This is a genomic window from Acinetobacter sp. Z1 (genome assembly GCF_024296945.1).
Lineage (GTDB): Bacteria > Pseudomonadota > Gammaproteobacteria > Pseudomonadales > Moraxellaceae > Acinetobacter > Acinetobacter beijerinckii.
The window spans coordinates 467,830-482,621 of the sequence record NZ_CP101115.1; the positions used below are offsets into that span (position 1 = coordinate 467,830).

At 42.7% G+C, this 14,792-nt stretch carries 28 protein-coding genes and 1 pseudogene; all 29 read left to right on the forward strand.

The features are described from left to right. Positions 1–96 precede the first annotated feature (96 nt). Complete coding sequence (locus NGC85_RS02170; protein ID WP_005059719.1) at positions 97–825, forward strand: type 1 glutamine amidotransferase; 729 nt, start codon at positions 97–99, stop codon at positions 823–825. Between the two features lie 227 nt (positions 826–1,052). Continuing rightward, on the forward strand, positions 1,053–1,364 hold the full coding sequence (gene rpsJ, locus NGC85_RS02175; RefSeq protein WP_000070912.1) for a 30S ribosomal protein S10: 312 nt from the start codon (positions 1,053–1,055) through the stop codon (positions 1,362–1,364). Positions 1,365–1,423: 59 nt separating this feature from the next. Then, positions 1,424–2,062, forward strand: a complete 639-nt coding sequence (gene rplC, locus NGC85_RS02180) for a 50S ribosomal protein L3 (RefSeq protein ID WP_005052036.1) — start codon at positions 1,424–1,426, stop codon at positions 2,060–2,062. Positions 2,063–2,073: 11 nt separating this feature from the next. Continuing rightward, positions 2,074–2,676 (forward strand): 50S ribosomal protein L4, encoded by a 603-nt coding sequence (gene rplD, locus NGC85_RS02185; RefSeq protein WP_004804113.1) that lies wholly within the window; start codon positions 2,074–2,076, stop codon positions 2,674–2,676. Beyond that, positions 2,673–2,993, forward strand: coding sequence for a 50S ribosomal protein L23 (gene rplW, locus NGC85_RS02190; RefSeq protein ID WP_005052035.1), 321 nt, complete (start codon positions 2,673–2,675; stop codon positions 2,991–2,993). Before rplD ends, rplW begins: the two co-directional genes overlap by 4 nt. Before the next feature lie 11 nt (positions 2,994–3,004). Then, positions 3,005–3,829: a 50S ribosomal protein L2 gene (gene rplB / locus NGC85_RS02195; RefSeq protein WP_005052033.1), complete on the forward strand. Its 825-nt coding sequence runs from the start codon at positions 3,005–3,007 to the stop codon at positions 3,827–3,829. A 13-nt stretch (positions 3,830–3,842) separates the two neighbouring features. After that, a complete protein-coding gene (rpsS, locus tag NGC85_RS02200) occupies positions 3,843–4,118 on the forward strand; it encodes a 30S ribosomal protein S19 (protein ID WP_004985338.1) in 276 nt (91 codons plus the stop codon). Between the two features lie 11 nt (positions 4,119–4,129). Next, positions 4,130–4,459, forward strand: coding sequence for a 50S ribosomal protein L22 (rplV, locus tag NGC85_RS02205; RefSeq protein WP_004672999.1), 330 nt, complete (start codon positions 4,130–4,132; stop codon positions 4,457–4,459). Position 4,460: 1 nt separating this feature from the next. After that, positions 4,461–5,277: pseudogene (gene rpsC / locus NGC85_RS02210) on the forward strand (30S ribosomal protein S3). Then, the gene (gene rplP / locus NGC85_RS02215; protein WP_004657678.1) at positions 5,217–5,630 is read left to right on the forward strand and encodes a 50S ribosomal protein L16; all 414 of its coding nucleotides are present in this window, start codon (positions 5,217–5,219) and stop codon (positions 5,628–5,630) included. The pseudogene rpsC and the gene rplP overlap by 61 nt, the downstream one beginning before the upstream one ends. Continuing rightward, complete coding sequence (gene rpmC, locus NGC85_RS02220; protein WP_000849927.1) at positions 5,630–5,827, forward strand: 50S ribosomal protein L29; 198 nt, start codon at positions 5,630–5,632, stop codon at positions 5,825–5,827. Before rplP ends, rpmC begins: the two co-directional genes overlap by 1 nt. Next, entirely contained in the window at positions 5,824–6,081 is a 258-nt protein-coding gene (rpsQ, locus tag NGC85_RS02225; RefSeq protein ID WP_004641057.1) for a 30S ribosomal protein S17, read from the forward strand. Before rpmC ends, rpsQ begins: the two co-directional genes overlap by 4 nt. Before the next feature lie 92 nt (positions 6,082–6,173). After that, a complete protein-coding gene (gene rplN / locus NGC85_RS02230; protein WP_004657680.1) occupies positions 6,174–6,542 on the forward strand; it encodes a 50S ribosomal protein L14 in 369 nt (122 codons plus the stop codon). Between the two features lie 9 nt (positions 6,543–6,551). Further along, complete coding sequence (gene rplX, locus NGC85_RS02235) at positions 6,552–6,869, forward strand: 50S ribosomal protein L24 (protein ID WP_005052028.1); 318 nt, start codon at positions 6,552–6,554, stop codon at positions 6,867–6,869. A 15-nt stretch (positions 6,870–6,884) separates the two neighbouring features. Beyond that, positions 6,885–7,421, forward strand: coding sequence for a 50S ribosomal protein L5 (rplE, locus tag NGC85_RS02240; protein ID WP_005052027.1), 537 nt, complete (start codon positions 6,885–6,887; stop codon positions 7,419–7,421). 9 nt (positions 7,422–7,430) lie between these two features. After that, positions 7,431–7,736, forward strand: coding sequence for a 30S ribosomal protein S14 (gene rpsN / locus NGC85_RS02245; RefSeq protein ID WP_005052026.1), 306 nt, complete (start codon positions 7,431–7,433; stop codon positions 7,734–7,736). Between the two features lie 11 nt (positions 7,737–7,747). Next, positions 7,748–8,143: a 30S ribosomal protein S8 gene (gene rpsH, locus NGC85_RS02250; RefSeq protein ID WP_005052024.1), complete on the forward strand. Its 396-nt coding sequence runs from the start codon at positions 7,748–7,750 to the stop codon at positions 8,141–8,143. A 13-nt stretch (positions 8,144–8,156) separates the two neighbouring features. Continuing rightward, positions 8,157–8,690, forward strand: a complete 534-nt coding sequence (rplF, locus tag NGC85_RS02255) for a 50S ribosomal protein L6 (RefSeq protein WP_005052023.1) — start codon at positions 8,157–8,159, stop codon at positions 8,688–8,690. 14 nt (positions 8,691–8,704) lie between these two features. Then, the gene (gene rplR, locus NGC85_RS02260; protein WP_005052022.1) at positions 8,705–9,055 is read left to right on the forward strand and encodes a 50S ribosomal protein L18; all 351 of its coding nucleotides are present in this window, start codon (positions 8,705–8,707) and stop codon (positions 9,053–9,055) included. A gap of 2 nt (positions 9,056–9,057) precedes the next feature. Further along, complete coding sequence (gene rpsE, locus NGC85_RS02265) at positions 9,058–9,555, forward strand: 30S ribosomal protein S5 (protein WP_004657688.1); 498 nt, start codon at positions 9,058–9,060, stop codon at positions 9,553–9,555. Between the two features lie 6 nt (positions 9,556–9,561). After that, positions 9,562–9,738 (forward strand): 50S ribosomal protein L30, encoded by a 177-nt coding sequence (gene rpmD, locus NGC85_RS02270; RefSeq protein ID WP_003653652.1) that lies wholly within the window; start codon positions 9,562–9,564, stop codon positions 9,736–9,738. A gap of 3 nt (positions 9,739–9,741) precedes the next feature. After that, on the forward strand, positions 9,742–10,182 hold the full coding sequence (gene rplO / locus NGC85_RS02275) for a 50S ribosomal protein L15 (RefSeq protein ID WP_005052020.1): 441 nt from the start codon (positions 9,742–9,744) through the stop codon (positions 10,180–10,182). Positions 10,183–10,227: 45 nt separating this feature from the next. Continuing rightward, positions 10,228–11,547: a preprotein translocase subunit SecY gene (gene secY / locus NGC85_RS02280; RefSeq protein ID WP_171065728.1), complete on the forward strand. Its 1,320-nt coding sequence runs from the start codon at positions 10,228–10,230 to the stop codon at positions 11,545–11,547. A gap of 20 nt (positions 11,548–11,567) precedes the next feature. After that, positions 11,568–11,684 (forward strand): 50S ribosomal protein L36, encoded by a 117-nt coding sequence (gene rpmJ, locus NGC85_RS02285; protein WP_000867907.1) that lies wholly within the window; start codon positions 11,568–11,570, stop codon positions 11,682–11,684. A 107-nt stretch (positions 11,685–11,791) separates the two neighbouring features. Beyond that, positions 11,792–12,148: a 30S ribosomal protein S13 gene (gene rpsM / locus NGC85_RS02290; RefSeq protein ID WP_005052018.1), complete on the forward strand. Its 357-nt coding sequence runs from the start codon at positions 11,792–11,794 to the stop codon at positions 12,146–12,148. Between the two features lie 19 nt (positions 12,149–12,167). After that, positions 12,168–12,554: a 30S ribosomal protein S11 gene (gene rpsK, locus NGC85_RS02295; RefSeq protein ID WP_001040166.1), complete on the forward strand. Its 387-nt coding sequence runs from the start codon at positions 12,168–12,170 to the stop codon at positions 12,552–12,554. A 12-nt stretch (positions 12,555–12,566) separates the two neighbouring features. Further along, on the forward strand, positions 12,567–13,193 hold the full coding sequence (gene rpsD, locus NGC85_RS02300; RefSeq protein ID WP_004641035.1) for a 30S ribosomal protein S4: 627 nt from the start codon (positions 12,567–12,569) through the stop codon (positions 13,191–13,193). Positions 13,194–13,211: 18 nt separating this feature from the next. Beyond that, the gene (gene rpoA, locus NGC85_RS02305) at positions 13,212–14,219 is read left to right on the forward strand and encodes a DNA-directed RNA polymerase subunit alpha (protein WP_004660372.1); all 1,008 of its coding nucleotides are present in this window, start codon (positions 13,212–13,214) and stop codon (positions 14,217–14,219) included. Positions 14,220–14,237: 18 nt separating this feature from the next. Then, the gene (rplQ, locus tag NGC85_RS02310) at positions 14,238–14,603 is read left to right on the forward strand and encodes a 50S ribosomal protein L17 (RefSeq protein ID WP_004641032.1); all 366 of its coding nucleotides are present in this window, start codon (positions 14,238–14,240) and stop codon (positions 14,601–14,603) included. The last annotated feature ends 189 nt before the right edge of the window (positions 14,604–14,792 follow it).

The following is a 14,792-nucleotide window of genomic DNA, read 5'->3' on the forward strand; positions in this document are numbered from 1 at the left end:
TTTGTACAGAATCGTTACAGATAAAATAAAAAATAAAAAACTGGCTTTATTTTTGCAAAGACTAGATATCATTCTAACGATAATAGGTTTTAGCGCATGAAGTCGCATTTAAGAGTGCATTATTTTCAGCACATTGCCGGTGAGGGTTTTGGAAGTTGTTATAATTTTTTAAAGGCTCATAAAGCAAAAATAACGGCAACAGAGTTTTTTGCATTACCTGTTGATTTGCCGCTCGAATTAGAGGCGCTTCCAAGAGTAGATGAAGTAGATCTGCTGATTATTATGGGGGGCACCATGAGTGTGAATGATGAAGCAAATTATCCTTGGTTAAAGTTAGAAAAACGATGGTTGCGTCGTTATTTGGCGGCAGGAAAACCTGCAATTGGTTTATGTCTGGGTGGTCAGTTAATTGCTAATGCATTAGGAGCAGCAGTAAGCCGTAATACTTACCAAGAACTTGGGTGGATGGATGTAGGACGAGCTTCACATATCCCTGAGAATTATTTTCAGATTCCAGAAAAAATAAATATTATGCAATGGCATAGTGAAACTTTTGAAATTCCAAGAGGGGGTGTTCGCTTAGCGGAAAACGATGTTTGTAGAAATCAACTTTATCAAATCGGTCGAAATGTTTTGGGCTTTCAATTTCACCCAGAAATCACACCGCATGCTTTGCAGCTTTTAATCGAAAATGAAGAAGATATGGCCGTTTTCAATGGTCAGTATGTACAACCTATATCAGATCTAAAAAAATCAATACAAGCTAAATTTGAGCAGGGCAATCAACTGTTAAATCGAGCGATCGAATATGTGGTGAATGCTTGAGCAAAGATAAAAACAAAAAAATAAAATCAAGAATTGCATAAGACTTAAACAATCGTTATAATGAGCGACCCTCAAATGGAGGGCGTTTACTACGAAGAAAGTAGTAAATGCATTACAGTCGTGGCATCGATCATGACCTTAGTGATTTTCACTGCCCTTGACACTTACCGAAAAGGTGAGGTGCGTCATGGGTGATTCTTTATATATTTGGCTTGGAGTTTACTGGTATGTCTAACCAGAGAATTCGTATCCGTTTGAAGTCTTTTGATCATCGCCTGATTGATCAATCTGCTCAAGAAATCGTAGAAACCGCTAAGCGTACTGGCGCACAAGTGTGTGGTCCAATCCCGATGCCTACTCGCATCGAACGCTTCAACGTTCTTACTTCACCACACGTCAACAAAGACGCTCGTGACCAGTATGAAATCCGCACTTACAAACGCTTGATCGATATCGTTCAACCAACAGATAAAACTGTTGATGCATTGATGAAGTTAGATCTTGCTGCTGGTGTAGATGTTCAGATCGCTTTGGGTTAAGGCTTTCGGTTAATTAACGATTTAAGTTAATTAGGCCGCTTTTTTAGAGGTTTATGCACATGGCTATTGGTTTAGTCGGTCGCAAATGTGGTATGACTCGCATCTTTACAGATGCTGGTGTATCTGTACCTGTTACAGTTATCGAAGTCGATCCAAACCGCATTACGCAAATCAAAACACTTGAAACTGATGGTTATCAAGCAATTCAAGTAACTACTGGTGAACGTCGTGAATCACGCGTAACTAACGCTCAGAAAGGTCACTTTGCGAAAGCAGGTGTTGCAGCTGGTCGTTTAGTTAAAGAGTTCCGTGTTACTGAAGCTGAGCTTGAAGGTCGTGAAGTTGGTGCTTCTATCGGTGTTGACATGTTCACAGTGGGTCAAATTGTTGACGTAACTGGTCAGTCTAAAGGTAAAGGTTTCCAAGGTGGTGTTAAGCGTTGGAACTTCCGTACGCAAGATGCTACACATGGTAACTCTGTATCTCACCGTGTATTAGGTTCTACAGGTCAAAACCAGACTCCTGGTCGCGTGTTCAAAGGCAAAAAAATGGCTGGTCACTTAGGTGATGAACGCGTAACAGTTCAAGGTCTTGAAATTGTATCTATTGACGCTGAACGTTCTGTTTTAGTTGTTAAAGGTGCTATTCCTGGTTCAACTGGCGGTGACGTTGTTGTGCGTCCTACCATTAAGGCCTGAGGGGAAATACTGTGAATTTAAAAACTGTTTCCGGCTCTGCTGTTGAATTGTCTGAAGTTGCTTTCGGACGTGAATTTAACGAAGCTCTTGTACACCAAGTTGTTACAGCTTATTTAGCTGGTGGTCGTCAAGGTACTCGTGCTCACAAATCACGTGCAGATGTTTCTGGCGGTGGTAAAAAACCATTCCGTCAAAAAGGTACTGGTCGCGCTCGTGCGGGTTCTATTCGTAGCCCAATCTGGGTAGGTGGTGGTAAAACTTTTGCTGCTCGCCCACAAGATTGGTCTCAAAAAGTAAACCGTAAAATGTATCGCGGTGCAATGCAATGTATCTTAGCTGAACTTGTTCGCCAAGATCGTCTTGTGTTAGTTGAAGAGTTTGCTGTTGCAGCTCCAAAAACTAAAGACTTGCTTGCAAAACTTACAGACTTGAACGCAACTCGTGCTTTGATCATTACAGATGCTGTTGATGAGAACTTGTATCTTGCAGCGCGCAACCTTCCACACGTAGATGTGGTAGATGCAACTGCTATTGATCCAGTTAGCTTGATCGCATTCGACAAAGTTGTAATGTCTGTTGCTGCTGCTAAGAAAATTGAGGTAGAACTCGGATGAACAACGAACGTATCTATCAAGTCCTTCAAGGACCAGTATTCTCAGAAAAAGCACAAGTTTTAGGTGATACTGCTGGTGTTCAAGTTTTTAAAGTAGATATTAATGCTACTAAACTTGAAATCAAAAAAGCAGTTGAAAAACTCTTTGGTGTTGAAGTTGTTAAAGTAAATACAACGATCACTAAAGGTAAAACTAAGCGCTTTGGTAAAACATTAGGACGTCGTTCTGATGTGAAAAAAGCATACGTCACCCTGAAAGCTGGCCAAGATGTTGAAATGGCTGACTTGGGCGATACCGCTGAAAACGCAGCGGAATAAGGACGAGAATTATGCCAATTCAAAAATGTAAGCCAACGTCTCCAGGACGTCGCTTTGTAGAGAAAGTGGTTCATGACCATCTTCACAAAGGCGCGCCTTATGCTCCGTTGGTAGAAGCTAAAAAACGTACTGGTGGTCGTAATAATAACGGTCACATTACTACGCGTCACGTAGGTGGTGGTCATAAACAAAACTACCGTATCGTTGACTTTAAGCGTAATAAAGATGGTATTCCAGCGACTGTAGAGCGTATTGAATACGATCCTAACCGTACAGCACACATTGCACTTGTATTGTATGCTGATGGTGAGCGTCGTTATATTATTGCGCCTAAAGGTTTACGTGCAGGTGATAAAGTTCAATCTGGTAATGATGCTCCAATTCGTCCAGGTAACTGTTTACCACTTCGTAACATGCCTATCGGTTCTACGCTTCATAACATTGAACTTAAAATCGGTAAAGGTGCTCAAATCGCACGTTCTGCTGGTACTTCGGTTCAGTTGTTAGGTCGTGATGGTTCTTACGCAATCATTCGCTTACGTTCAGGTGAAATGCGTAAAGTACACGTTGAATGCCGTGCTGTAATTGGTGAAGTATCTAACCAAGAAAGCAACCTTCGTTCATTGGGTAAAGCTGGTGCTGCGCGCTGGCGTGGTGTTCGTCCTACCGTTCGTGGTATGGCGATGAACCCAGTTGACCATCCACACGGTGGTGGTGAAGGACGTAGTAAAGGTATCCAACCTGTAAGTCCATGGGGTCAAAAGGCTAAAGGGTACAAGACACGTACCAATAAGCGTACGACTAAGATGATTATTCGCGACCGTCGCGTCAAGTAAAGGAATCTGAATAATGCCTCGTTCATTAAAAAAAGGTCCATTCGTCGACGCGCACTTGTTCGCTAAGGTTGAAGCTGCTGTTGCTGCTAACAACCGTAAGCCGATCAAGACATGGTCTCGTCGTTCAATGATCCTGCCAGATTTTGTTGGTTTAACAATTTCTGTTCACAATGGTCGTAACCACGTTCCAGTAATCATTACTGAGCACATGGTTGGACATAAGCTTGGTGAATTCGCACCAACTCGTACCTATCGTGGTCACGGTGTTGATAAGAAGTCTAAACGTTAATAGGTGCTATGATGGAAGTAACTGCAAAATTACGCGGTGCCGCTATCTCGGCACAAAAAGCACGTTTAGTTGCTGATTTGATCCGTGGTAAATCGATTGCGCGCGCGCTTGATATTTTGAATTTCAGCAATAAGAAAGCAGCTGTGCTTGTTAAAAAAGCACTAGAGTCTGCTATCGCAAATGCTGAACACAATAACAGCTTAGATGTTGATGACCTTAAAGTAACTACGATTTACGTTGATGAAGGTGTGAGCCTTAAACGTATTATGCCACGCGCTAAAGGCCGTGCAGATCGTATTACTAAGCGTACTTGTCACATCACCGTTAAGGTAGGGGTTTGATATGGGTCAGAAGGTTCATCCAATCGGTATCCGCCTAGGTGTTGTGAAACGTCATAACGCTAACTGGTATGCGAGTCCGAAACAATACGCTGAATATTTGCTTAAGGATCTTCAAGTTCGTGAGTTTTTATTGAAAAAACTTAAGAATGCGATGGTGAGCAATATTCTTATCGAACGTCCTACAGGTGCTGCTAAAGTAACAATTAGCACTGCTCGTCCAGGTATCGTTATTGGTAAGAAAGGCGAAGACATTGAGAAATTACAGCGCGAACTCACCAATATTATGGGTGTTCCAGCGCAAGTTAGCATCAATGAAATTGATCGCCCTGACTTAGATGCGCGTCTAGTTGCTGAAGCAATCGCTTCTCAATTAGAAAAACGTGTAATGTTCCGTCGTGCTATGAAGCGTGCGGTACAAAACACAATGCGTGCTGGTGCTAAGGGTATCAAAGTTGAGGTTTCTGGTCGTTTAGGCGGTGCAGAGATTGCTCGTACAGAATGGTATCGTGAAGGTCGTGTACCTTTGCATACGCTTCGTGCGGACATCGACTATGCAACTATGCGTGCTGAAACAACTTACGGTACGATCGGTGTTAAAGTTTGGATTTTCCGTGGTGAGATCTTAGGTGGCATGAAACAAGTCATGAACCCTGCTCCTGCTGAAGATCGTCCAGCTAAACGTGGTCGTGGTCGTGGTGAAGGTCAAGAGCGTCGTGGTCGTCGCGGTGACCGTGCTGCTGACAAGGGAGAATAATCCATGTTGCAACCTAAACGTACCAAATTCCGTAAAGTGCACAAAGGCCGTAACACTGGTCTAGCGCACCGTGGTAGTACAGTATCATTTGGTTCGATTGCGATTAAAGCGACTGAACGTGGTCGTATGACTGCGCGTCAGATCGAAGCTGCACGTCGTACCATTAGCCGTCGTATTAAACGTGGTGGTAAAATCTTTATCCGCGTATTCCCAGACAAACCAATTACCGAAAAACCATTAGAAGTTCGTATGGGTAAAGGTAAAGGTAGTGTGGAATACTGGGTTTGCCAGATTCAGCCAGGTAAGATCCTGTACGAAATTGAAGGTGTGAGCGATGAGTTGGCGCGTGAAGCATTTGCTTTAGCTGCTGCTAAACTTCCGTTTAAAACCACTATCGTGACTCGGACGGTAATGTAATGAAAACTAAAGATCTACGTGAAAAATCGGTAGAAGAGTTGAAAGCTTTGCTTGATGAGCAACAGCTTAACCAATTCCGTCTTCGTATGGCAAAAGCAACTGGTCAATTAGGCAAATCGCATGAAGTGCAAATTGCTCGTAAGACAATTGCTCGTATCAAGACACTCCTTACCGAAAAACAGGGGAACGGACAATGAGTGAAAAAACAGTCCGCACGTTAACCGGCAAAGTCGTAAGCGACAAAATGGACAAGTCTATTGTTGTGCTTATTGAACGCCGCGTTCAACACCCGTTGTATGGCAAATCAATCCGCCGTTCAACTAAATTACACGCTCATGATGAGAACAATGTTGCTAAAACCGGCGACTTGGTAACCATCAAAGAAAGCCGCCCAATTTCTAAAACTAAAGCTTGGACTTTAGTGGAAGTAGTTGAAGCTGCTGCTGAGTAATTAGACGTTCTTGTTGCATCATCGGACAATTTCGAGTACTCTTTGAGCCTTTCGAAATTGTGACCGGTGATGCTCGGTTTTGGAGTAGGGCAATGATTCAAACCGAAAGTATGCTCGACGTAGCAGACAACAGTGGTGCACGCCGCGTACAATGTATTAAAGTACTAGGTGGTTCACACCGTCGTTATGCTTCAGTTGGCGACATTATTAAAGTTACTGTAAAAGAAGCAATCCCACGCGCACGTGTTAAAAAAGGTGACGTGATGAATGCTGTAGTTGTTCGTACAAAATTCGGCATCCGTCGTCCAGACGGTTCAGTTATTCGTTTCGACGATAACGCAGCTGTTATTTTGAACAACAATAAAGCTCCGATTGCGACTCGTATCTTCGGACCAGTGACTCGTGAACTTCGTACTGAACAGTTCATGAAAATCATTTCATTGGCTCCTGAAGTTCTATAAGAGGCAATCATGGCTAAGATTAAAAAAGGCGATCAAGTAATTGTGATCGCAGGTAAAGAAAAAGGCAAACAAGGTGTTGTTTTGTCAATTTCTGAAGATCGAGTTAAGGTCGAAGGTCTTAACTTAGTGAAGAAGCATCAAAAGCCGAACCGTGTAACTGGCGCTGAAGGCGGCATCGTTACTCAAGAAGCTACGCTTCATATTTCAAACGTGGCAATTTTTAATGCTACAACCCAAAAGGCTGACCGTATTGGTTACCAAGTGATTGATGGCGCGAAAACTCGTGTTTATAAATCAAATGGTGAATCAGTGGCGGTAGCGAAGTAATAGGTTGAATAGGCGATGGCCAGACTTAAAGCACGTTACAATGAAGAACTTAAAGCGAAGTTAAAAGAAGAACTTAGCATTAAGAATGTGATGGAAATTCCACGCATTACTAAAATCACACTGAATATGGGTGTGGGCGCAGCTGCAACTGATAAGAAATTATTAGATGGTGCTGTTGCTGATATGCAACTCATTGCTGGTCAAAAACCAGTTGTGACTCTTGCTCGTAAATCAATTGCTGGTTTCAAAATCCGTGATGGTTGGCCGATCGGTTGTAAAGTTACTTTACGCGGCGACCAAATGTACGAATTCTTGGATCGTTTGATCTCGATCGCAATCCCTCGTATCCGTGACTTCCGTGGTTTCTCAGCGAAATCATTTGATGGTCGTGGTAACTACTCTATGGGTTTAAAAGAGCAGATCGTTTTCCCTGAAATCGATTTTGATAAAATTGATCGTATCCGTGGTTTAGATATCACTATTACGACCACTGCTCGTAGCGATGACGAAGGCCGTGCGCTTATGCGTGCATTCGGCTTCCCGTTCAAATAAGAGGTCGATATGGCTAAGAAAGGTATGATTAATCGCGAATTGAAACGCGAAAAGACAGTAGCAAAATACGCTGCAAAACGTGCTGAATTAAAAGCAACGATTGCAAATGTAAATGCAACTGACGAAGAACGTTTCGCCGCGACGCTAAAATTACAAGCATTACCACGTAATGCATCTCCAGTACGTCTTCGTAACCGCTGTGGTTTAACTGGTCGTCCTCATGGTTACTTCCGTAAGTTCGGTTTAAGCCGTAACAAATTACGCGATACAGTAATGCAGGGTGATGTACCAGGCGTTGTTAAAGCAAGCTGGTAAGGAGCGACTAAATGAGTATGCAAGATACCGTTGCCGACATGTTAACACGTGTTCGTAACGCACAAATGGCAAAGAAACAAACCGTTTCTATGCCGTCTTCTAAGTTGAAAGTTTCTATTGCAAACGTACTTCAACAAGAAGGTTATATTTCAAATGTAGAAGTGGCTCAAGAAGAGACAAAATCTACTTTGACTATTACGTTAAAATATTTCGAAGGCAAACCAGTTATCGAAACGGTTAAGCGCGTAAGCCGTCCAGGTCTACGTCAATACCGTGGTAAAGATAAATTACCGAGCGTTAAGCAAGGTTTGGGTATTGCAATTGTTTCTACAAGCAAAGGCATCATGACTGATCGCGCTGCACGTGCTGCGGGCATCGGTGGTGAAGTTATTGCTTTTGTTTCTTAATAGGTGATTCCTCATGTCTCGTGTGGCTAAAGCCCCAGTAACTGTACCTAATGGTGTAACAGTTACTAAGAACGGCCGGCAGGTCGAAGTGAAAGGCAGCAAAGGTACATTGTCTTTCAACCTGCATGCGCTGGTCGAGCTTAAACAGGAAGATAGTACACTTCAACTTGCTCCGGTAAAAGAGTCGAAAGACGCTTGGATGCAAGCTGGTACTGCTCGCGCTGTATTGAATAACCTTGTAAAAGGTGTTAGTGAAGGCTTCGAACGCAAGTTACAACTCGTTGGTGTTGGTTATAAAGCTGCGGTTAAAGGTTCTGTTGTTAACCTTGCTTTAGGTTACTCACACCCGATTGACTACGCTTTACCAGAAGGTGTAACAGCGGAAACTCCAACTGCTACTGAAATCATTTTGAAATCAGCAAATAAGCAGTTGTTAGGTCAAGTAGCAGCGGAAATCCGTGCATATCGTTCTCCTGAACCGTATAAAGGTAAAGGTGTTCGTTATTCGGATGAAGTTATTCTTCGTAAAGAAGCTAAGAAGAAATAAGGCGCGAGGTTCTTATGAACGAAAAGAAACAAACCCGTTTGCGTCGTGCGAAAAGCACACGCTTGCACATTCGTGCATTGGGTGCGACTCGTTTGTGTGTAAACCGCACTCCGCGTCACATCTATGCTCAAGTCATTTCAGCAGATGGTGGCAAAGTTTTAGCGCAAGCTTCAACTTTGGATACATCATTGCGTAGTGGTGCGACTGGTAATATCGATGCAGCAACTAAAGTTGGTGCTTTAATCGCAGAACGTGCTAAAGCAGCTGGTGTTACTAAAGTTGCATTTGACCGTTCTGGTTTTAAATATCATGGTCGTATCAAAGCCTTGGCTGATGCTGCTCGTGAAGGCGGCTTGGAGTTCTAATCATGGCGAAAGTTGAACAAAACGAAGGTCTCGTTGAAAAGCTGGTTGCCGTTGATCGTGTAGCCAAAGTTGTTAAGGGTGGTCGTATCTTCTCTTTCACAGCATTAACTGTTGTGGGTGATGGTAATGGTCGTGTAGGTTTTGGTCGTGGTAAAGCACGTGAAGTTCCAGCTGCTATTTCTAAAGCACTTGAAGCAGCACGTCGCAACATGATTACTGTAGACCTTGCGGGGACTACTTTACAACACCCTGTGAATGCTCGTCATGGTGCAAGCCGTGTGTATATGCAACCTGCTTCAGAAGGTACTGGCGTAATTGCTGGTGGCGCAATGCGTGCTGTTCTTGAAGCTGCTGGTGTACATAACGTACTTGCTAAATGTTATGGTTCTACTAACGCTGCTAACGTAGTAAACGCAACTTTCAAAGGTTTGCGTGATATGACTTCTCCTGAGAAAGTCGCTGCAAAACGTGGTCTTTCAGTAGAACAAATTCAAGGGTAATCAATCATGAAAACGATTAAAGTTACCCAGACTAAATCTTCTTCGCATCGTTTAAAAAATCATAAACTTTGCTTACAAGGTCTTGGTCTGCGTCGTATTGGTCATACTGTAGAAGTGCAAGATACGCCTTCTAACCGTGGTATGGTCAACAAAGTTTACTATATGGTTAGTGTAGAGGAATAAGCCATGACTCTGCGTTTAAATGAACTTGCACCTGCAGAAGGTGCTAAACGTGAAAATCGTCGTTTAGGCCGTGGTATCGGTTCTGGCGTTGGTAAGACTGGTGGCCGTGGTGTCAAAGGTCAAAATTCACGTAAAAGTGGTGGTACTCGTCCAGGCTTTGAAGGCGGTCAAACTGCGTTATATCGTCGTTTGCCTAAATTCGGTTTCACTAGCCAAATCGCTTTGAAAACTGCTGAAGTGCGTTTGTCTGAGTTGAATAAAGTTGAAGGTGATGTTATTAGCCTTGAAACTTTGAAAGCTGCGAATGTTGTTCGTCGCGATCAAATTCGTGCTCGCATCGTACTTTCTGGTGAAATCACTCGCGCGTTCACTGTACAAGGTGTCGTGTTGACTAAAGGCGCTAAAGCTGCTGTTGAAGCTGCTGGCGGTAAAGTCGAGGAGTAATCTCGAGTGTCTATGACTCCTAGTTCTACTGGTCATGTAAACATGATGAAAGGCCAACCGTTTCATGTGAAATATCGTGAAATTATTCGTCGATTAATGTTTTTGATTGGCGCGTTGTTGGTCTTTCGACTAGGAGCGCATATTCCGTTGCCGGGTATTGATAATGTGGCGCTTGCACAGTTTTTTAAAGCTAATGAAGGTACCTTCTTAGGTTTATTTAACATGTTCTCAGGCGGTGCATTAGAACGCATGTCGATTCTTGCATTGGGGATTATGCCGTACATTTCTGCATCGATTATTGTGCAGCTGATGTCTACGGTTGTTCCATCGCTTGAAGCTTTGAAAAAAGAAGGCGAGCAAGGCAAACGTAAGATCAATCAATATACACGTTATGGCACTCTATTTCTTGCACTCGTGCAAGGTGTAGGGATGTGCGCAGGTCTGATCAGTCAAGGTATTACTTTGACTTCAGGCTTGGCATTCTATGTTCCAGCTTTGACTTCTTTAGTCGCTGGAACAATGTTTTTGATGTGGCTTGGAGAGCAGATTACCGAACGTGGTGTTGGTAATGGTATTTCCATGATTATTTTTGCAGGTATTGTTGCCGGGTTACCGAGTTTAGTAATTCAGTCTTTTTCATCTGTACAAAATGGTCAAGGTAGTTTAATTGGTTTAGCTGTATTCGGTTTATTATCGTTAGCAGTTTTAGCAGCGATTGTGTTTATTGAAAAAGCACAACGTCGTATTCCAGTAAACTATGCTCAAAAACAGCAGGGTCGTCGCGTATTTACTGCACAGCAAACACACTTACCATTAAAAATTAATATGGCAGGCGTGATTCCAGCAATTTTTGCAAGCTCTTTGTTATTATTTCCAGCGAGCTTGGGACAATGGTTAGGAAGTGCTGATCCAAATGCAGGGATTGTTAAGCGTAGCTTGCAAGATTTGGCATTGGTGTTATCGCCTGGACAGCCGTTGTATTTAATGCTTTTTGGTGCGTTAATTATTTTCTTCTGTTATTTCTATACGGCTCTCGTATTTAGTCCAAAAGAAGTTTCAGAAAATTTAAAACGTAGTGGGGCATATGTACCTGGTATCCGCCCAGGTGAGCAAACGGCTCGTTATTTAGATCATATTCTTAACCGTTTGACATTTATTGGTGCAATTTACATTACCGTAGTGTGTTTAATGCCTATGGTGCTACAGAGTTCTTTTGGTATTCCATTCCATTTGGGTGGAACATCATTGCTAATTGTAGTTGTAGTGGTAATGGACTTTATGGCGCAGTTACAAGCGCACCTTACTTCGCATCAATATGATAATCAAACGTTAATGAGAAAAACGACTGCTCATCCTAAGGGATAAGCGCACTTAGAGGTTTCATCATGAAAGTACAAGCTTCTGTAAAGAAAATTTGTGGTAGCTGTAAAGTTATCCGTCGTAATGGGGTTATTCGCGTAATTTGTAGCGCAGAACCTCGTCATAAGCAGCGTCAAGGTTAATTTAATTAAGACCTGTTGATTTCAGTAGGCTAATTAGGTTATTATCCGCCCCTCAAGATTTTTGTGGGGCGGTTGATTATCTTGACTGCCTTTTTGGAGAAAATTGAATGGCTCGTATTGCCGGTGTAAACATTCCGGATAACAAGCATGCTGTTATCTCTCTCACGTATATTTTTGGTGTAGGTCGCCACACGTCTAAGAACATCTTAGCTGCTGTTGGTATTTCTGAAACCACTAAAATTCGTGAATTAGATGATGCTCAGCTTGATGCGATTCGTGCAGAAGTTGCTAAGGTTCCGACCGAAGGTGATTTACGTCGCGAAATTTCCATGAACATTAAACGTTTAATGGATTTAGGCTGCTACCGCGGTCTTCGTCATCGTCGCAGCTTGCCTGTTCGCGGACAACGCACCAAAACTAACGCACGTACCCGTAAAGGTCCGCGCAAACCGATTAAAAAGTAAGATTTCTGGAAGCTAAAAGATGGCTAAAGATACTCGCACACGCAAGAAGGTCACTCGTACCGTCTCTGAAGGTGTTGCACACATTCACGCGTCTTTTAATAACACCATTGTTACGATTACCGATCGTCAAGGTAATGCATTGGCTTGGGCTACCTCAGGTGGACAAGGCTTCCGTGGTTCACGTAAATCAACTCCGTTTGCTGCTCAGGTAGCTGCTGAAGTTGCTGGTAAAGCAGCTTTAGATTACGGTTTGAAAAACCTAGACGTCCTTGTAAAAGGTCCTGGTCCAGGTCGTGAGTCTGCGGTTCGTGCATTAGGCGCAGTGGGTTATAAGATTAACAGCATTACCGATGTGACTCCAATTCCTCACAACGGTTGCCGTCCACCTAAAAAACGTCGCGTGTAAGGAGAAACATTCATGGCTCGTTATATTGGTCCAAAATGCAAACTCTCTCGCCGCGAAGGGACAGACCTGCAACTTAAATCAGGCGTTAAACCGTTTGATGTTAAAACCAAAAAACACAATAAAGCACCTGGTCAACATGGTCAGGCTCGTGGTGGTAAGCAATCTGAGTATTCACTACAATTACGTGAAAAACAAAAAGTACGTCGTATGTACGGTGTGTTAGAGCGTCAATTTAGTAACTACTATAAAGAAGCAGCTCGTGTTAAAGGCGCAACAGGTGAAAACTTGTTGAAATTGCTTGAAAGCCGTCTTGATAACGTAGTTTATCGCATGGGTTTTGGTTCTACACGTTCAGAAGCTCGTCAGTTAGTTTCTCACCGTTCTATTACTTTAAATGGTCGTCGTGTAAACATTGCGTCTATTCAAGTAAAAGCTGGTGATGTAATTGCAGTGCATGAAGGTGCTAAACAACAATTGCGTATTAAAAATGCAATTGAGTTAGCTGCTCAACGTGGTATCCCTGCTTGGATGGAAGTTGATCATTCTAAGTTAGAAGGTACGTTTAAAGCTGCACCAGATCGCTCTGATTTACCTGCTGAAATCAACGAAAGCTTGATTGTAGAATTGTATTCTAAATAATCCTTGAGGTAGCAATAAATGACGCGTACTGCAAACGAGTTTCTAACTCCGCAAGCGATCAAGGTCGAAGCGGTGAGCGGGACCTCGGCAAAAGTGATTCTGGAACCTTTAGAGCGTGGCTTTGGTCATACTCTAGGTAATGCTTTACGTCGCATTCTATTGTCTTCTTTGCCTGGCGCTGCTGTGGTTGAAGTTGAAATAGAAGGCGTCGAGCACGAGTACAGTACTTTAGAAGGCTTGCAGCAGGACATCGTCGAGCTCTTGCTGAACCTAAAAGGATTGTCTATTAAGCTGTTCGATCAAAATGAAGCATATTTGACATTAGAGAAACAAGGTGCAGGTGACGTAACAGCAGCTGACCTTCGTTTACCTCATAATGTTGAAGTGGTTAACCCTGATCATTTAATCGGTACTTTGAGTTCTTCTGGTTCATTAAAAATGCGCCTTAAAGTTGCTCAAGGTCGTGGTTATGAAACATCTGACTCTCGTTTCCCTGAAGGCGAAACACGTCCTGTTGGTCGTTTACAGTTAGATGCTTCTTATAGCCCAATCAAGCGTGTTTCTTACACAGTTGAAAATGCTCGTGTAGAACAGCGTACCGATCTTGATAAGTTAGTGATCGATCTTGAAACTAACGGAACTGTTGATCCAGAAGAAGCAATCCGCAAAGCGGCAACAATCTTGCAACAACAAATTGCAATTTTTGTTGATCTTCAGAAAGATCAAACTCCAGTTGCTCAAGAACCTCGCGAAGAAGTTGACCCAATTTTGCTTCGTCCAGTAGATGATCTCGAGCTAACTGTTCGTTCTGCTAACTGTTTGAAGGCAGAAAATATTTACTACATTGGTGATCTTGTTCAACGTACTGAAGTTGAGTTGTTAAAAACTCCTAACTTAGGTAAAAAATCGTTAACAGAGATCAAAGATGTTTTGGCATCGAAAGGTTTACAACTCGGCATGCGTTTAGAGAACTGGCCACCAGCTAGTCTCCGTATGGATGACCGTTTTGCCTATCGTAGCCGTTAATTAAGTAGGACTATCACCATGCGTCATCGTAATAGTGGTGTGAAATTAGGCCGTACAAGCAGCCACCGTAAGGCGTTGTTTCAAAACTTAACAAATGCTTTAGTAGAGCACGAGTTAATTAAGACAACTTTGCCTAAGGCGAAAGAACTTCGTCGTGTTGCTGAGCCTTTAATCACTTTGGCTAAAAACGATACTGTTGCAAACCGTCGTTTAGCGTTTGCTCGTACTCGTTCAGCAGCAACTGTTGGTAAATTATTTACCGTTCTTGGCCCTCGTTACAAAGAACGTAACGGCGGTTATCTTCGTGTTCTTAAAGCGGGCTTCCGTGCAGGTGATGCTGCACCGATGGCTTACGTTGAACTCGTTGACCGTGAAGTAAAATAATACTTCTACGTGTAGAACAGTCAGTTGTTCCAAAAAAGGTCGGTGTAATAACCGACCTTTTTTATTGGATTTTTTAATAGTTTTTGAGACACAAAGATTCTAAATAATAATTTTTTTATTAATGCTGATTTTGGCGATTGGCTGGTATGTTAAATTAGGTCGCAATACTATAAAAACCTCAAATAGAGA

What these genes read in the sequence shown, in the direction of transcription:
- NGC85_RS02170 (WP_005059719.1), top strand. Translation starts at nt 97, where the DNA reads ATGAAGTCGCATTTAAGAGTGCATTATTTTCAGCACATTGCCGGTGAG.
- rplR (WP_005052022.1), top strand. Translation starts at nt 8,705, where the DNA reads ATGAACGAAAAGAAACAAACCCGTTTGCGTCGTGCGAAAAGCACACGC.
- rplE (WP_005052027.1), top strand. Translation starts at nt 6,885, where the DNA reads ATGGCCAGACTTAAAGCACGTTACAATGAAGAACTTAAAGCGAAGTTA.
- rpmC (WP_000849927.1), top strand. Translation starts at nt 5,630, where the DNA reads ATGAAAACTAAAGATCTACGTGAAAAATCGGTAGAAGAGTTGAAAGCT.
- rplN (WP_004657680.1), top strand. Translation starts at nt 6,174, where the DNA reads ATGATTCAAACCGAAAGTATGCTCGACGTAGCAGACAACAGTGGTGCA.
- rpmD (WP_003653652.1), top strand. Translation starts at nt 9,562, where the DNA reads ATGAAAACGATTAAAGTTACCCAGACTAAATCTTCTTCGCATCGTTTA.
- rplO (WP_005052020.1), top strand. Translation starts at nt 9,742, where the DNA reads ATGACTCTGCGTTTAAATGAACTTGCACCTGCAGAAGGTGCTAAACGT.
- rpsK (WP_001040166.1), top strand. Translation starts at nt 12,168, where the DNA reads ATGGCTAAAGATACTCGCACACGCAAGAAGGTCACTCGTACCGTCTCT.
- rplW (WP_005052035.1), top strand. Translation starts at nt 2,673, where the DNA reads ATGAACAACGAACGTATCTATCAAGTCCTTCAAGGACCAGTATTCTCA.
- rpmJ (WP_000867907.1), top strand. Translation starts at nt 11,568, where the DNA reads ATGAAAGTACAAGCTTCTGTAAAGAAAATTTGTGGTAGCTGTAAAGTT.
- rpsJ (WP_000070912.1), top strand. Translation starts at nt 1,053, where the DNA reads ATGTCTAACCAGAGAATTCGTATCCGTTTGAAGTCTTTTGATCATCGC.
- rpsM (WP_005052018.1), top strand. Translation starts at nt 11,792, where the DNA reads ATGGCTCGTATTGCCGGTGTAAACATTCCGGATAACAAGCATGCTGTT.
- rpsH (WP_005052024.1), top strand. Translation starts at nt 7,748, where the DNA reads ATGAGTATGCAAGATACCGTTGCCGACATGTTAACACGTGTTCGTAAC.
- rpsQ (WP_004641057.1), top strand. Translation starts at nt 5,824, where the DNA reads ATGAGTGAAAAAACAGTCCGCACGTTAACCGGCAAAGTCGTAAGCGAC.
- rpsD (WP_004641035.1), top strand. Translation starts at nt 12,567, where the DNA reads ATGGCTCGTTATATTGGTCCAAAATGCAAACTCTCTCGCCGCGAAGGG.
- rplQ (WP_004641032.1), top strand. Translation starts at nt 14,238, where the DNA reads ATGCGTCATCGTAATAGTGGTGTGAAATTAGGCCGTACAAGCAGCCAC.
- secY (WP_171065728.1), top strand. Translation starts at nt 10,228, where the DNA reads ATGAAAGGCCAACCGTTTCATGTGAAATATCGTGAAATTATTCGTCGA.
- rplB (WP_005052033.1), top strand. Translation starts at nt 3,005, where the DNA reads ATGCCAATTCAAAAATGTAAGCCAACGTCTCCAGGACGTCGCTTTGTA.
- rpsS (WP_004985338.1), top strand. Translation starts at nt 3,843, where the DNA reads ATGCCTCGTTCATTAAAAAAAGGTCCATTCGTCGACGCGCACTTGTTC.
- rpsE (WP_004657688.1), top strand. Translation starts at nt 9,058, where the DNA reads ATGGCGAAAGTTGAACAAAACGAAGGTCTCGTTGAAAAGCTGGTTGCC.
- rplP (WP_004657678.1), top strand. Translation starts at nt 5,217, where the DNA reads ATGTTGCAACCTAAACGTACCAAATTCCGTAAAGTGCACAAAGGCCGT.
- rplV (WP_004672999.1), top strand. Translation starts at nt 4,130, where the DNA reads ATGGAAGTAACTGCAAAATTACGCGGTGCCGCTATCTCGGCACAAAAA.
- rplX (WP_005052028.1), top strand. Translation starts at nt 6,552, where the DNA reads ATGGCTAAGATTAAAAAAGGCGATCAAGTAATTGTGATCGCAGGTAAA.
- rplF (WP_005052023.1), top strand. Translation starts at nt 8,157, where the DNA reads ATGTCTCGTGTGGCTAAAGCCCCAGTAACTGTACCTAATGGTGTAACA.
- rplC (WP_005052036.1), top strand. Translation starts at nt 1,424, where the DNA reads ATGGCTATTGGTTTAGTCGGTCGCAAATGTGGTATGACTCGCATCTTT.
- rpsN (WP_005052026.1), top strand. Translation starts at nt 7,431, where the DNA reads ATGGCTAAGAAAGGTATGATTAATCGCGAATTGAAACGCGAAAAGACA.
- rpoA (WP_004660372.1), top strand. Translation starts at nt 13,212, where the DNA reads ATGACGCGTACTGCAAACGAGTTTCTAACTCCGCAAGCGATCAAGGTC.